Source organism: Paenibacillus sp. 32O-W (genome assembly GCF_007679495.1).
Classification (GTDB): domain Bacteria; phylum Bacillota; class Bacilli; order Paenibacillales; family NBRC-103111; genus Paenibacillus_L; species Paenibacillus_L residui.
Genome location: NZ_VEGP01000006.1, coordinates 14948 through 28401 on the forward strand (window position 1 = coordinate 14948; position 13454 = coordinate 28401).

12 protein-coding genes are annotated in these 13454 nt (G+C 51.1%); 6 read left to right on the top strand and 6 right to left on the bottom strand.

The window, feature by feature from the left end:
- The 6 genes from FS806_RS26540 to FS806_RS03705 all read right to left on the bottom strand — a co-directional run bounded on the left by FS806_RS26540 (window position 1) and on the right by FS806_RS03705 (window position 6062).
- Window positions 1-390: a hypothetical protein gene (locus FS806_RS26540; RefSeq protein ID WP_260981966.1), complete on the bottom strand. Its 390-nt coding sequence runs from the start codon at window positions 388-390 to the stop codon at window positions 1-3.
- A complete protein-coding gene (locus tag FS806_RS26545; RefSeq protein WP_260981967.1) occupies window positions 387-965 on the bottom strand; it encodes a type 2 periplasmic-binding domain-containing protein in 579 nt (192 codons plus the stop codon). Before FS806_RS26545 ends, FS806_RS26540 begins: the two co-directional genes overlap by 4 nt.
- Before the next feature lie 977 nt (window positions 966-1942).
- Window positions 1943-2716: a hypothetical protein gene (locus FS806_RS03690; protein ID WP_144933268.1), complete on the bottom strand. Its 774-nt coding sequence runs from the start codon at window positions 2714-2716 to the stop codon at window positions 1943-1945.
- Between the two features lie 39 nt (window positions 2717-2755).
- On the bottom strand, window positions 2756-4132 hold the full coding sequence (locus FS806_RS03695; RefSeq protein WP_144933269.1) for a sensor histidine kinase: 1377 nt from the start codon (window positions 4130-4132) through the stop codon (window positions 2756-2758).
- Window positions 4129-4833 (bottom strand): response regulator transcription factor, encoded by a 705-nt coding sequence (locus tag FS806_RS03700; protein ID WP_144933270.1) that lies wholly within the window; start codon window positions 4831-4833, stop codon window positions 4129-4131. The genes FS806_RS03695 and FS806_RS03700 overlap by 4 nt, the downstream gene beginning before the upstream one ends.
- A gap of 437 nt (window positions 4834-5270) precedes the next feature.
- Window positions 5271-6062, bottom strand: coding sequence for a carbon-nitrogen family hydrolase (locus tag FS806_RS03705; RefSeq protein ID WP_144933271.1), 792 nt, complete (start codon window positions 6060-6062; stop codon window positions 5271-5273).
- Between the two features lie 205 nt (window positions 6063-6267).
- Here FS806_RS03705 and FS806_RS03710 point away from each other — a divergent pair, with 205 nt between their 5' ends.
- The 6 genes from FS806_RS03710 to FS806_RS03735 all read left to right on the top strand — a co-directional run bounded on the left by FS806_RS03710 (window position 6268) and on the right by FS806_RS03735 (window position 13453).
- Window positions 6268-7413, top strand: a complete 1146-nt coding sequence (locus FS806_RS03710; protein ID WP_144933389.1) for a pyridoxal phosphate-dependent aminotransferase — start codon at window positions 6268-6270, stop codon at window positions 7411-7413.
- 762 nt (window positions 7414-8175) lie between these two features.
- Window positions 8176-9276: a glutamate 5-kinase gene (gene proB, locus FS806_RS03715; RefSeq protein ID WP_144933272.1), complete on the top strand. Its 1101-nt coding sequence runs from the start codon at window positions 8176-8178 to the stop codon at window positions 9274-9276.
- Window positions 9277-9337: 61 nt separating this feature from the next.
- A complete protein-coding gene (locus FS806_RS03720; protein ID WP_144933273.1) occupies window positions 9338-10585 on the top strand; it encodes a glutamate-5-semialdehyde dehydrogenase in 1248 nt (415 codons plus the stop codon).
- Between the two features lie 45 nt (window positions 10586-10630).
- On the top strand, window positions 10631-11491 hold the full coding sequence (proC, locus tag FS806_RS03725; protein WP_144933274.1) for a pyrroline-5-carboxylate reductase: 861 nt from the start codon (window positions 10631-10633) through the stop codon (window positions 11489-11491).
- Window positions 11492-11510: 19 nt separating this feature from the next.
- Window positions 11511-12779 (top strand): 2,3-diketo-5-methylthiopentyl-1-phosphate enolase, encoded by a 1269-nt coding sequence (locus tag FS806_RS03730; protein ID WP_144933275.1) that lies wholly within the window; start codon window positions 11511-11513, stop codon window positions 12777-12779.
- Window positions 12776-13453 (top strand): 2-hydroxy-3-keto-5-methylthiopentenyl-1-phosphate phosphatase, encoded by a 678-nt coding sequence (locus tag FS806_RS03735; protein ID WP_144933276.1) that lies wholly within the window; start codon window positions 12776-12778, stop codon window positions 13451-13453. The genes FS806_RS03730 and FS806_RS03735 overlap by 4 nt, the downstream gene beginning before the upstream one ends.
- The last annotated feature ends 1 nt before the right edge of the window (window position 13454 follow it).

Sequence of the window (13454 nt, forward strand, 5' to 3'; positions counted from 1 at the left end):
TTAAGGATAAGGGGGTGGGAAAAATGAGTCGGCGCAATGTCCGGGAGCTCCGGCCATACCGGGAGCGGAGCAATATCGATCGACCGGGCTTTGTCCGGATCTCCTGTTCTTGGTGAATTCATAATCCTTGCGGGCTTCCGGATCACTGTTATACAGGCCCGGAATATTATAAAACGCTTTCATTAATTCCATATATTTATGAACGACAGGCTCTTGCGATATGAGCACTTCTCCCGTCTCGGGATCCGTCAAGTTTACCGTCAACTGCTTAAGCGGGACAAGCGCTTCCGTGCCTGTAAAGCCCGGTCCCATTTCCAGCCCCCGGTATTGGATTCCGTCCTTCACCGCTGTCAGCCGTTTGGCCAGATCGAGTACATCGTTCCATGTCATATCATCTGTCGGATAGGAAACCCCGAATAGGTCGAATACTTCCTTGTTGTAAATAAAGCATAATTATCCGCCGACGTCGGCATTCCGATCAGCCTTCCTTCCTTATCCCAGGCCCGGTACAACGCAATAATCGACGGATCAAGCCTATCCAGATCGAATTCGTATTGTTCCGCCAGAGCGTCCAACGGCTCAATCATTTCGAGCTCCATGAGCGGCTCGATGCCCCAATTGGCAAAAATGAGATCCGGTACTATTTTTTTGGCGTTCAGTTCCTGCAGCGGCTCCAGCTCGGCCCGGGAATCAATGAGCTCCAGTCTAATATCGGGCAGTTTCTCGTCAATGTCCTTAAATCGTTCATCGAAAGCCCCTTGGCCCCAAGGGTACAGAACCCGGATCGTAACTTCCTCCTGGGGACCTTCATCGGATGTCCCCATGTTTGCGGGAGGGGTTGAGATATCCGATTCATCGGCAGATCCCTCCATCCCAGTATTGGCAGTGCAGCCAGAAACGATAACCGACAACAAACCAACGGCCAGCAAAGCAGGAAATCCGCCTGATTTTCGAACTCTGTTCATTGACGTCCTCCTTAAATTCATCATTCCATGATGGTTAATAAGGATGATCAAGCCCACTCCATTAGCTAAAGCAATCAAGTTTAGCTTTCTTTCCGTTCCACGGTCTTAATGCTCGATTATCTACAAAATAGCAGGGCAAAAAGGATGTAAATAGATTTTATCCAAAATGGTGTGAAGACGGTGTGAATTTCCATCGGCTTGACCCCCCTCGTTTCTTGGGAAGAGAGGTCCGAATGGACAGAGAAAACTCCTTAAACAGTGCATGATTTTGGAATGACACCGGCATCCTTTCTGAAGCTGTCGATTCATTGTGGAAAAGGCGCTCAACAGGATGTTGCACTAGTGAAGTCCAACAGCAAAAACGTAACGGACCTGGGTGACCCTATTTCGTAGTTTCTCACATGATCTTGGTTGTACCTCATTAATATACAGCCTCTTTCTGACTGATATCCCTTCTGCTCAGTTCCTTCATACCTGGCCGTTCCTTCATAATGATGCCGATATCTCCTTCTCCGTCCCTTCTGACTGTTATCCCTTCCGCTCAGTACCTAGAAAAGCTTGATCCGCATCATTCACTATTTTTTTCCCGAAGGCTTTGCCCGGTCTGCGGCCGGTTGGCGGAGGACTCCCGGAAGAGTTTCAGGAGACCCGGTTTATGTCGACCTGACTGCTGCGATGTTGGTGGGGTCCTACCGAGGGGAAACCGGGTCATAGGACTCGTCTGAGTCAAGGGGATAATAGTCCAAAGCCGCGTGACGAAGGGATAAATGTTTGAGTAGGAACACCACTGGAGGAAGTAATATCAAGGGGCTGGCTAGCATACGTTTGAGGGAGTTTGATTTATTATCTATTGGCGCCAAAAAAACCTCACCCCCCATAATCCATGGGCAGCGAGGTTCCAAAAGTCATACCGCTTCGAAAGGGAAGCCAAAAAAGGATGCGAAGTGTCAAACGTGACCTACAACCGGCGACTTCCTTCACTCATCCTCCCGGACGCGGTGAATAATCAGCATGAAGGATAATTGAACAGCCGTCATAACGAAAGCATATAGCCAAACACCTGCCCATAAAACAAGGGGGTGCCAAAAAGCATGCAGCAGTAAGCTGAACAGTGCAGATACAGCATAATAAATGCCGACGACCGCAGCCGTAGCCGCAGGCGCTTCCTTCCAATAGAAACGGCTTCTTCTCATGCCTGTATCGATATTCAAATGATCAACCACCATTGCCAGCTCCAAATAAATGTACCGGATGCGCAGGGCGAGAAATAAAACGAGGGACGCAAACAAACCGACCGCTCCGAAAATAAGAACGAGCAAAGTCGTTGCAGCGGTCTTCGCCAGAGCTACGATGATATAAAACAAAATAAAGCGGACCCAGGCCCTTCTCCCGTCTTTGAGAAATTGCCGGAAACTCCTCCGCTCACCCCGCAGCGCTTTATCAAGAGATGCAATGTAGCCTCCCTGCATCAGTGCCGTCAATAAGAGAAACAACAGAGTGACGAGTCCTATAACCGGCCCCCCGCCATGACGACTAAGAAAATCAGGCGAGTTCATAATTATAGGAACATTGATCAGATGGCCAAGCGAAGGAAGACCCATATCGAGAATGAGCTTGACCGATATTTGGGAGGTGCCGATAAATCCAACGGCGAGCCAGCCGGCGGCAAGCCCGGCCGAATCCATTAACGCAGGATAAAGCAGCAACGACGGATTACGGCGCAATGTGTCGAAAGCCCTTACAAAAATCATGTATACCCTCCGTTCGGATGCCGTTATTCGGTAAAATGATTATGGCATTCGCTGTATGACATGGGGGATACGGACCAGAAACGTCGATCCTCTGCCTACTTGACTTTTGACCTCAATGGTTCCCCCATGAGCTTCCACCAATGCCTTAACGATGCTGAGGCCTACTCCCAAGCCCCCGATATCCCGGGAGCGGGACGGATCCGCGCGGAAAAACCTTTTGAAAATATGCGGCAAATCCTCTTCGGAAATTCCAATTCCATTGTCGGAGCAATAAATCAGCGTTTCCGATTCGTTGGAGGACAGGCCAACCTCAACGGTGCCTCCGTCAGGAGTGTATTTGATGGCGTTAGAGATAATATTGGACAGGATTTGAATGATCCGGTCTGGGTCCACCTCCGCGATACAAGGCGTATTGGGATGATGAAACAAAAATTTCATATTTTTTTCCTTGGCGAGGAATAAGTAAGCATCATGAATTCCTTTTACGATCTTCGTCATTTGCACCCGTTGAATGTTCAGCTTGAACCTGGCGGTTTCCGCTTCGGACAATTTTTCCATATCGTCAACCAGCCGGGACAGCCTGTCAATTTCGTCGTACATGCTCTGCAGGTGTTCCTCCGTCTTCGGATATACCCCGTCCAGAATGGCTTCAAGCCGCGATAAAACCGAAGTCAGCGGCGTCCTCAGCTCATGTGTCAAATCAACCAGCATCCGCTTGCGCCAAATTTCCTGTTGATTGACATCCTCCATAAGAACATTGATCGTCCGATACAGTTCCCTGAGCTCGCTTGTTCCTTCCGGAATCAACCTCTTGTCCCGATCCCCTTTGAGAATCGGCTGTACCTGCCTGCTTCCATTGCGTAACGGAGCAGACAGTCTGCCGGAAATCACGACGCTCAACAGTAGTGAGGCAAGCAGGGCAACGGCGAAGGCAAGCTGCATCTTCCTCTCGGAATCCTGCTTCCAATTGGCAAGTGAGGCGATCTGATATTCATCGGCCTTATCGAAATAAGCATTTATATATCCCTGCACCCCGCCATTAACTATCACTGGAATCTGTACCTCATACAGCCTTTCGGACGGAATGGAGAAATCCGAGAGATTCCCGCTGTATTCGTATAGAATCGTTTCCTGATCGGGCCCGTAGCAGCGAACTGCGGTTGAAAACAACTTGGAGGTGCTCTCCAGCTTCTCCCGGATTGAAGCCGGTGTTGGGGCCTCGGTTAAGTAGGTCCGGACGACGGAAGCCATTCTGTAGGCTTGTTCAGAGTAATACTGCTCCTTATATCGTTCCAAGAGGGATTTCCCTTGTTGGGACAGAACAGCATACAATCCTGCAAGAACGAATGCCGAGGTCAGCCATACTGCAGCGAATGCCGCCCATCGGGTTCGAATAAACCGGCCCCTCCCCTTCATCCAACATCTTCATCCGGTTGATAATTGAACTTATAGCCCGATCCGATCTTCGTAACTATGTATTGGGGATTTTTGGGATCCGGCTCTATTTTGCGGCGAATGTTCTTGATATGGGCGTCCATGGTCCTGCCGTCCCCGATAAACCGGTAGCCGTGCACTTCATAAGACAAATCATGGCGGCTGTATATTTTCCCCGGATTCTTAACCAACAGATTAAAAATTTTAAATTCCGTACATGTCAAATTGGCTGGCCTGCCTTCCACATAGACATCCTTGGCTTCAAAATTTACGATCAGACGGCGGTTATTAAATTTCATAAAGCGGTTTGGTGTTGGGGAAAGAGAATTGATTCTGCGTTGAAGCGCATTAATCCGGGCGATTACTTCCTTCATCCGGAACGGCTTCGTAATGTAATCATCAGCCCCCAGGTTCAACCCGTTTATGGTATCGCTTTCATGAGCCTTGGAAGTCAGCATAATCAGAGGGACATTAGAAATAGAACGGATCTGCCTGCACAGTTCTTCCCCGGACATGCCCGGAATCATCAAATCCAGAACGATTAAATCCAGCTTGAAGGTTTGAACCTTCTGCAGGGCTTCCCTTCCATCACCGGAAGTATGCACATTCCAACCTTCTTTGATAAAATAAGATTTAAGCACGTCGCGAATCGTTACCTCATCTTCAACAATCATGATATCCATCTTATATATCCCCCTTGTGAAGAAAATGAGAAATTGTGCGGGCATAACTAGGACGGGCAGCCTTGGGAAGGTGTCGCCGCCAAATGGCTATCCTGTCTCCCGTATAATGAAGGCAAGGCTCTGAACCAGATTCGTGCGACCTAATAACCGCCTGCCAGGACTCTCTGATTGATTTATCTTGATCATCTGCCGATGCCATTTCAACGCCGAACCTCCCTCCCTAGAAATATTGTCTCAGAACGCAGAGAAATTCCGCAGCAGCTGCCGGGAATCTCTCCATTTAAACATAGAAACCTGCGGCACGTCCCGGTAAACAGCACTTTTATAACCAGTGTTTTCTATTATATACGGAACATATATAAAGATTCTGCAAGGTTCCTTTTCTTTCCTTTTTTTTCTGAAAAATACTCCCCCCCATAATTAAGGGAACGTTCAGACTAATATAAGTGGGGTCTGCGATCCTGGAAAACCGGAATTTTACTTCTTACACGATCCACTTCACCAAGGTCTATCTGTGCAGTGAGAATCGTTTCTTCCTCTCCGCCCTCCACGATGATCTCTCCCCAGGGGTCGATAACCATTGAGTGCCCGAAGAAGGAGGTATCTCCGCTTTGACCGACCCTGTTGCATGAAATCACCACCATCTGGTTCTCTATAGCTCTCGCGGTCAACAGCGTACGCCAATGATTCAATCGCGGATGCGGCCACTGAGCCGGCACGAACATCATCTTGGCCCCATCCAGAGCCAACCTCCGGGACAATTCCGGAAATCGGATATCATAACAAATTACCGCTCCAGCCGGCAGCCCATCGATCTCGAAGCGTCCGATCTTCTCTCCTCCGGTCAGATACTTCTCCTCGTCCATTAACCGGAATAGATGGATTTTGTCATACTCCGCCGCAAGCTTGCCGTTCCGATCAAATACGTACAATGTATTCCTTACTTCTCCGTTTACGTTATTCGCTATCGAGCCGGCCACCACATTGACCGAATGCTCGGCGCAGAATCCGGAGATCAGCTCACGGGTCCGTTTCCCTTCCGGGTCCGCCTGCTGTTGAATCTCTTCCAGGTCAAACCCGGTATTCCACATTTCCGGACAAATCAGGACGTCCGGCTTCGGATCGGCCTGCACCGCTTGGAGCAGCATTTGCTCGAGCTTGGCAAAATTAGCTTCGGGCTCTCCGGCTTTGACATCCATTTGAAGAAGAGCGATATGTAATGAAGACATCGTTTTCTATTCACTTCTTTCTGCTTTTTCTCTATCATAAGGGATACCGGGCGGTTCATCAATCCGGCCAACAGCAAAATCTCCTATAAGAATACTATACAGATAGGAAAAATCGTGTTAAAATCGGTTCAATTTTACGTTAATACTGGAGTGTGAATGGATTTTGAATAAACAAGCCCAATTCCCCATAATTCCCGCCGCGCGAATGCAGAGCCTCCCTAAGCAATTTTTCGCAAATCTTGTACAGAAAGCAAATGGGCGGATTGCTGAAGGATATGATGTCATCAATCTTGGCCAAGGAAATCCCGATCGCCCTACCCCGGATCATATCGTGCGAAAGATGCAGGAAGCGGCCGCCGACCCGGCTTTTCACCGCTACCCGCCGTTTGACGGTTATTTGTTTCTGAAGGAAGCCGCCTCTCAGAGATACCGCGAGGATTATGGGGTCGAGCTGGACCCGCATACGGAGGTTGCGGTTCTCTTCGGAGGGAAAACCGGCCTGGTCGAAATCAGTCAATGCCTGCTTAATCCGGGGGATGTCTGCCTTGTCCCTGATCCGGGATATCCAGATTATTGGTCGGGGGTTGCACTGGCCGGGGGGGAAATGGTATTCATGCCGCTGCTGGAGCAAAATCGTTTCCTTCCGGATTATTCGGCTCTAGCGGAAGCCGACTTGAAGCGCGCCAAGCTGATGTTTATTAATTATCCCAACAATCCGACCGCCATTTGCGCGCCTCCGGCTTTCTATGAAGAAACGGTTCGCTTCGCCGAACGCCATGGGATTGTAGTCGCCAGCGATTTCGCTTACGGAGCCATCGGCTTTGACGGAGAGAAGCCGGTCAGCTTCCTTCAGACCCCAGGGGCCAAGGAAGTCGGTGTCGAGTTTTATACTTTATCGAAAACTTATAACATGGCCGGCTGGAGAGTGGCCTTCGCCGTCGGCAATCCGGAGGTTATCCGCCTCATTAACCTGATTCAGGACCATTATTACGTCAGCCTCTTCGGAGCCGTTCAGGCGGCAGCGGCCGAAGCGCTGACCGGCCCCCAGCAGTGCGTCGCCGAGCTGTCGTCAGTCTATGAAAGCCGCAGGAACGCTTTATTCTCAGCTCTAGAGCGAATCGGCTGGCAGGCCCAGCCTTCGCAAGGCTCCTTCTTCGCGTGGCTGCCGGTTCCCAAGGGGTACCGTTCAAGCGAATTCGCCGATAAACTGCTGCAGGAGGCCAATGTCGTAGTCGCACCTGGCATCGGCTTCGGGCAGAGCGGAGAAGGTTACGTTCGCCTAGGGCTGCTGACTTCCGAGGAACGTCTTCAGGAAGCTGTAGAGCGAATCGGCAGGCTGAACATTTTCTAGGGTGGATCTAGTCACAAACGTTCGGTTTAGCAACATGCAAAGGGCTATTTCTTTACAAACGACAGGGTGAATGATATCCTTAGGAAATAAGGAAGCAGCATCCATTATGCAAGAATCGGCGTCTGCGGAACCATTCGGAAACGCTTATGTACTTTGACTGGGATGGACCGCTAAACAATGCCGACACAACCTACTAACTGCCATACTTTCGTCCAGTGCGGACGAAAGTTTTTTCCTTACCACGTAGGAATTTTAGGAATCATTAATATCTTTACAGCGTTAACATGACGCAATTCAAAGATTCCTATTGGCATAATAAGCTACCTCTTATACCGGGTTATTCAATTTGAGTTTCGGGACTCCCCGCAATATACTTGGAATAAGAGCGAAGGCTTACGTCATTTTGTGGGGTATTTATCGGGCTCCGTTAGGAGCTTTTTTTAAAATATAAGAAAAATATAAGTTCAACATGCTTATTCAGTTCTTATATTTATCGAGAAATTGTATGTCCCTGGACAAGAACGGCGACAGCCGTTTCTTAATTGTATGGGAAAGTAAGGAATTATCCTCTTGTTATATCCTGAGTGCTCGACAGACTTTTGCGGTGTCTTCTCACCGTCCCTCATAGATTCAAATATCATTTCCCTCGGGAAATCCGAGACAGATTTACCTGTACCTCGTCAATCCCGAGCTGTCATTCGGCTATCCAATCTGTATCCTGGTGCCGGGTAAATCATCAGCTATATAGAAAGAAGTGATTATATGCAATCACGCATTGTCGTCAAAATCGGGAGCAGCTCCCTTACTTCCGACGAAGGCGGCCTTAACCGCGATAAAGTCCATTTCTATGCAAATGAATTGTCAGCCCTGCGTCAGAATGGCTATCAGGTGCTTCTGGTTACCTCCGGAGCTGTTGCCGCCGGCTTCACTACGATCGGGTACCGGAAACGCCCTCGTGTGCTCAAGGAAAAGCAAGCCGCCGCAGCGGTAGGACAGGCTCTGCTCATGCAGTGCTATCAAGAGGCCTTCGCACACAATGATATCCCCGTCGCGCAGATTCTGCTCACCCGAGCCGACTTCTCCAACCGGCAAAGAATATTAAACGCGTTGATGACGGTCGAAGAGCTGCTGGCCAGAGGGGTAATTCCGATCATTAACGAGAATGATACCGTCGCTGTCGAGGAACTTAAATTTGGCGATAACGACAACCTGTCCGCCTTGGTCGCCAATCTGGTGAAAGCAAGCAGCCTTTTAATCATTACCGATACGGACGGATTGTATACCGATGATCCACGTAAGAATGCAGATGCCGTCAGAATTGATCGGGTAGAGCAAATCAGTGATGAGCTGTACCGGATCGCCGGCGGCAGCGGCTCCTCCGTCGGTACCGGAGGAATGCGCTCCAAAGTGGAAGCCGCCCGGATCGCGATGCGGGGAGGCGTACCCGTCTTTGTCGGCAAGGTGGCCGAACCCGGCGATTTGCTAGCCGCTGCTCAGAACAAAGGCAAAGGTACCTACTTTGACACCCATCTGCATACACTGCCTGCCAAGAAGCAGTGGGTCGGCTTTCACTCCTTCCCGCAGGGCAAGGTATATGTTGACCGGGGCGCCGAAGCAGCGCTGCTGGAGGGGGGCAAGAGTCTGCTGCCTGCCGGCATTCGCAAAATATCCGGTGATTTTCACCCCGGGGATGTCGTTGAAGTTATTAATCCGGATCAGCAGCTGATCGGCAGAGGGGTCGTAAACTATGCGGCCTGGCAGCTTCAGGCGGTAGCCGGACTGTCCACGGATGAAGTGAAAAAACGGGTGGAAGTGCCGAGAATTGAAGTGATTCACCGCGATGAATGGATGGCCGTTGACTGAATGAGGATACTAGTGACTTTATTTTCAATAGATAATAAACGATGCATGGGAGGCAAATGCTATGAGCGAGATTAAACGACAAGCAGAGCTGGCGAAACGGACAGAGCCTGTGCTGGGAAGCCTGACAACGGAACAGAAGAACGAGGCGCTGCTGGCGATGGCAGATGCACTGGTCAAGAGATCGGAAGACATTATTTCCGCGAACAAGGAAGATCTGGAGCGCGGAGCCGCTAGCGGACTTAGCAGTTCCTTGCTCGACAGGCTCGCGCTCAATGAGCAAAGAATTCAGGCAATGGCCGAAGGACTTAGACAGATTGTTGAATTACCCGATCCGATTGGAGACGTTATGGAAGAATTCGAACGGCCTAACGGACTGCTGATCCGCAAGAAGCGGGTTCCTATCGGACTGGTAGGCATCATCTATGAAGCCCGGCCGAATGTAACGGTCGATGCCGCCGGCTTATGCCTGAAGTCCGGCAATGCCGTCTTGCTGCGCGGAGGCTCCAGTGCCCTGTCCTCCAACAGCAAAATTGTCGAGGTGCTGCACGAGGCGTTGGCTGCGACTTCGGTTCCTGCAGACGCTATACAGCTGGTCGCTAGCCCCGACCGTTCATCGGTCGACGAAATGCTTAAGCTGAACGGCTGGCTCGACGTGATCATTCCGCGGGGAGGCCGGTCGCTGATTCAGAACGTCGTTCAGAATGCTTCTGTTCCCGTCATCGAAACGGGTGCCGGAGTCTGCCACACTTATCTGGATGAAACGGCCGATCCCGAGAAAGCACTGCGTATTACCATGAATGCGAAAATCCAGCGTCCTTCCGTCTGCAATGCTATGGAGACGATGATTGTACACCGCTCTTATGCCGAGAAGCATCTGGCCGATCTGGCCGATAAATTTATTACGGCGGGAGTGGAGCTGCGCGGCTGCGCGGCCGCGGTCGAGCTCGCCCCCGTGATCCATCCGGCTGCAGAGCAGGATTGGGCTACGGAATATAACGACTATATTCTTAATATAAAAATTGTCGGGTCGTTGGAGGAAGCTATTGACCATATTCGCCAATATGGAACGATGCATTCCGAATGTATTGTTACGGAAACGAAGGAGCACGCAGACCGCTTCTTGCAGGAAGTGGATGCCGCCGCCGTTTATGTGAACGCGTCGACGCGGTTTACCGATGGCTTTGAATTCGGCTTCGGCGCAGAGATCGGCATCAGCACACAGAAGCTGCATGCCCGTGGACCTATGGGCCTCCCTGCTCTGACTTCTACTAAATACTACATCTATGGAAACGGGCAAATTAGAGAATAAGCGCAAGCCCGTCACTCCAGTTCGTGTGCACGGAGGTTTTAAACCATGAATCAAACCCTTGCGGGCAAAACTATACTATTCATCGGAGCGGGAGCCATGGCCGAAGCTATCATCCGCGGTCTTGTTTCCCTTCCCGGCTCTAATCCAGAACGAATTATTGCGACAAACTCGAGCAACCGGGACCGACTGACCATCCTCTGCCAGAAGTACGGCATCCGTACCGGCAGCGGACCAGAGGCGGTTCGCAGATATACAGCGGAAGCGGATATCATCGTGCTTGCCATGAAGCCCAAGGACGCCGGGGCGGCACTGGAGGATCTGGCACCATTAGTGCATCCCGGGCAGCTCGTCATCTCCGTGATAGCCGGACTTTCCATCGATACGATGGAAAATCGGCTGGGCCGGCTAATTCCCATTGCCCGCTGCATGCCGAATACATCATGTACGATCGGTATGGGGGCGACGGGACTCTGCTTCTCCGCTAACGCCTCCGGAGTCTATCAGGAAATGGCCATAAATCTTTTCTCAGCTACCGGGGAAACCATCGTAGTCGAGGAGCCGCTGATCGACATTGTTACCGGCGTCTCAGGCAGCGGGCCGGCTTATATCTATACCTTCATGGAAGCTCTTATGGAAGCAGGGATCCAGGGAGGGTTGAATCAGGAACAAGCCCGGAAGCTGACGGTTCAGACCGTCCTGGGTGCCGCCTCAATGGTTAAAGCAACGGGAGAAGAACCGGCCTCCTTACGGCAGAAGGTTACCTCTCCTAACGGCACCACTCAAGCCGCACTGGAAGTATTGGATCAATATCATTTTCAAGAGGCTATCCGAAGCGCTGTCCGGCGGGCTTCGGATAGAGCCGGCGAGATCGGCCGCACGATATCCGAAGAAATGATGAAATATTGAACGAAAAGCAGGTGGAACGATGAACTCCTATTGTACGGCAACCTATCGCTGCTATGATGAAAATGCCGATTTCGGCAAGAAGGCTGCCGGCATTGCCGTCGGCCTGACTGTCGGAAGCTGGACGGATCTGCCCGAGGCGAAAAAAGCAAGCATGCAGCCCTATCTCGGCCAAGTGGTCGATGTCGCCGAAAGCCGTAATGAGCTTGGTGAACGTTACGCGGACATCCGGATAGCTTATCCGGACGTCAATTTCAGCCGGGACATTCCGGCTCTCCTTGTGACTGTATTCGGAAAGCTCTCTATGGACGGCCGCATCAAACTGATGGATTTGCATTTTTCCGACCCCTTCCTGAGTGCCTTTTCCGGTCCCAAATTCGGCATGGAAGGTGTGCGCTCCCTGCTGGGCGTCCATGATCGTCCTCTGCTGATGAGCATCTTCAAGTCCGTCATCGGCCACGATTTGCCTGCCTTGCGCGAGCAATTCTACAAACAAGCTCTCGGCGGTGTGGATTTGATTAAGGATGATGAAATTTTATTCGAGAATCCGCTCACCCCACTGGAGAAACGGGTCAAGGTATGTATGGAGGCGGCCAAGCAGGCAGAGGAAACGACCGGGCAGAAGCTGCTCTATGCCGTTAACCTGACGGGGCCGACATCCAAGCTCGCAGAGCAAGCCGTTAAGGCGGTTTCTCTTGGAGCTAATGCTCTCTTATTCAACGTGCTCTCCTATGGGTTCGATACGCTTCGCGAACTGAGCGCGCATCCAGACATTACCGTCCCGATCGCGGCACACCCTGCGTTGGCGGGCGCCTATTATCCATCACCCTATCACGGCATTTCCGCTTCCGTACTGCTCGGCAAGCTGATGCGGCTGGCCGGTGCGGATCTGGTGCTGTTCCCTTCGCCTTATGGTTCGGTCGTGATGCCCAAGGAAGAAAACATGGCTATTCGTCACGCTTTATTAACGGACCAGCCCCGGGACTATCTGCATTCGTCCGGAAATGACGGGGAACCGCACGCCGGAAGACTGACTCTAGCCAAGAGCTTCCCGGTGCCTTCAGCAGGTATTCACCCCGGGCTGGTTCCGTTGATCCTCCGCGATTTCGGACAAGAGGTCGTTGTCAATGCGGGCGGAGGCGTTCACGGCCATCCGATGGGAACCGAAGCGGGAGGCCGCGCATTCAGGCAAGCGATTCAGGCGGCGTTAAGCGGCGTACCCCTGAGAGACTATGCGTCTGAACATGAGGAGCTGCACGCGGCCATCGAGGCATGGGGGGTTAGAGAATGAAGCTTGATGCAAACAAGCAAAATATCATATTCTGCGATTTCGACGGGACCATTACCGTTACAGATAACATCATGGACATCATGAAGCATTTTCAGCCTTCCGGCTGGGAAGACATTCTTCGCCGGATCGTTGATAAAGAGATCCCCCTGCAGGAGGGAGTCGGAGCGATGTTCGCCCTCCTCCCCTCCTCGCGGAAAGATGAGATTATTCAATTTACCCGCCAATCGATCCGTATCCGGGAGGGCTTCCCGGAGCTTCTGGAGTATGTCAGGGAGAATGACTTCGATTTTCTGGTGACCAGCGGGGGAATTGATTTTTTCCTGCTCCCGACACTGGCCCCCTTCGAACTAAGACCGGAACAGATTTACTGTAACGGCAGTGATTTCTCCGGAGAACAAATTCGGATTACCTGGCCTCATCCGTGCGATGAGCAATGCGATAAGGGCTGCGGGATGTGCAAGACTACTATTATCCGCTCCTATTCACCGGAGAAGTATAACCGCATACTGATTGGCGACAGCCTGTCGGATTTTGAAGGTTCCAAGCAAGCTGATTTCGTCTTTGCCCGATCCCATCTTGCAGAGGAATGTGAGAAGCTTGGAATTGCCTATAGAAAATTTGAAACCTTCCATGACGTCATCAATGGATTGAATGCTTTAAGAGAGGGGAACTGAA

Coding starts and splice junctions, on each gene's coding strand:
- FS806_RS26540 (WP_260981966.1), bottom strand. CDS start 390: ATGACATGGAACGATGTACTCGATCTGGCCAAACGGCTGACAGCGGTG.
- FS806_RS26545 (WP_260981967.1), bottom strand. CDS start 965: ATGAACAGAGTTCGAAAATCAGGCGGATTTCCTGCTTTGCTGGCCGTT.
- FS806_RS03690 (WP_144933268.1), bottom strand. CDS start 2,716: ATGATTTTTGTAAGGGCTTTCGACACATTGCGCCGTAATCCGTCGTTG.
- FS806_RS03695 (WP_144933269.1), bottom strand. CDS start 4,132: ATGAAGGGGAGGGGCCGGTTTATTCGAACCCGATGGGCGGCATTCGCT.
- FS806_RS03700 (WP_144933270.1), bottom strand. CDS start 4,833: ATGGATATCATGATTGTTGAAGATGAGGTAACGATTCGCGACGTGCTT.
- FS806_RS03705 (WP_144933271.1), bottom strand. CDS start 6,062: ATGTCTTCATTACATATCGCTCTTCTTCAAATGGATGTCAAAGCCGGA.
- FS806_RS03710 (WP_144933389.1), top strand. CDS start 6,268: ATGCAGAGCCTCCCTAAGCAATTTTTCGCAAATCTTGTACAGAAAGCA.
- proB (WP_144933272.1), top strand. CDS start 8,176: ATGCAATCACGCATTGTCGTCAAAATCGGGAGCAGCTCCCTTACTTCC.
- FS806_RS03720 (WP_144933273.1), top strand. CDS start 9,338: ATGAGCGAGATTAAACGACAAGCAGAGCTGGCGAAACGGACAGAGCCT.
- proC (WP_144933274.1), top strand. CDS start 10,631: ATGAATCAAACCCTTGCGGGCAAAACTATACTATTCATCGGAGCGGGA.
- FS806_RS03730 (WP_144933275.1), top strand. CDS start 11,511: ATGAACTCCTATTGTACGGCAACCTATCGCTGCTATGATGAAAATGCC.
- FS806_RS03735 (WP_144933276.1), top strand. CDS start 12,776: ATGAAGCTTGATGCAAACAAGCAAAATATCATATTCTGCGATTTCGAC.